Source organism: Mesorhizobium sp. M5C.F.Ca.IN.020.29.1.1 (genome assembly GCF_003997375.1).
GTDB classification, from domain to species: Bacteria; Pseudomonadota; Alphaproteobacteria; order Rhizobiales; family Rhizobiaceae; genus Mesorhizobium; species Mesorhizobium wenxiniae.
Genome location: NZ_RZSW01001004.1, coordinates 1 through 1125, shown reverse-complemented (window position 1 = coordinate 1125; position 1125 = coordinate 1). Strand labels below are relative to the sequence as shown.

Below are 1125 nucleotides of genomic sequence, written 5' to 3'. Positions count from 1 at the left end.
CCTTCACCGAGCCCTATTTCCTCGGGCGGCGCATTGCCGCCGGTTTCGATATCTTCAACCGGACCAGGGAATACGACGACTATAAGAGCGAGACGCTAGGCGCGACAGTGCGCTTCGGCCTGCCGATCACCGACAACATCTCGACGCAGCTGGCGTACAATATCTCGCAGGAGAAGTATAAGCTCGACGATGACTGCGATCCACTGGCTGGCTGCGACATCTCTCAGGCTGTCCTAAACGGGATTGAGGAAAGCCCATGGCTCAAGTCGTCGGTCAGTCTCGCCCTGGTCTACAACACCATCGACGACATGAAGAACCCGCACGAAGGCATCTTCGCCAACGTCACCACGGAATTCGCCGGTCTCGGCGGCGACGCCAAATTCGTCAAGGTGACCGCGCGCGGCAGCGTCTATCAGACATTGTCGGAGCAGCTTGATCTGGTGGGGGTGATTTCGGGCGGGGCTGGCCATATCCAGGGCTTCGGCAACGACGACCTGCGCATCTTCGATCATTTCCAGAGCAGCGACCGCATGATCCGCGGCTTCGCCTATGGCGGCATCGGTCCGGCGGCCCCAGCACCCAGCGACGACCATCTCGGGGGCACCACCTATTTCAATGCCTCTGCGGAAGCCCAGTTCCCGATGCCGGTCATTCCGGAAAGCTTCGGCCTGCGCGGCGCGGTGTTCGCCGATGCGGCGACGCTCTATGGCAGCCAGATCGAGACTGCACTGGTCGATCAGTCGACGGTCGACATGCAGTGGCGCGCCTCTGTCGGCGTCGGTCTTATGTGGGCGTCGCCCTTTGGCCCGATCCGCATCGACTATGCGATTCCGGTCCTCAAGGAGGACACCGACGAGGTACAGGAATTCAACTTCGGTATATCGACCCGCTTCTGATCGGCGGGCAACGATGCTTCTGGGCCGTTGGCGTCCGGAAGAGAGTGATCCGACACTACAGCGCCGCGCGTCCTCTTGGACGCGCAAAGGACGCTGTAGAACTTTGATTTTGCGCATGATCGTTTCCGAAAATCGATTCCGATTTTCGGGGTCATGCGCTAGCTGGATATAGCTTCTGGAATGACCGATCCGGTGTTCTTCGCGCCATCACGCCGGTATACGGCTGGCG

Annotated in this window: 1 protein-coding gene; it reads left to right on the top strand. The window is 60.1% G+C overall.

Annotation, left to right across the window (positions count from 1 at the left end; genetic code table 11):
* The coding region (locus EOA85_RS35790) for a BamA/TamA family outer membrane protein (protein WP_164760154.1) at positions 1-896 on the top strand (896 nt) is incomplete at its 5' end.
* Between the last annotated feature and the right edge of the window lie 229 nt (positions 897-1125).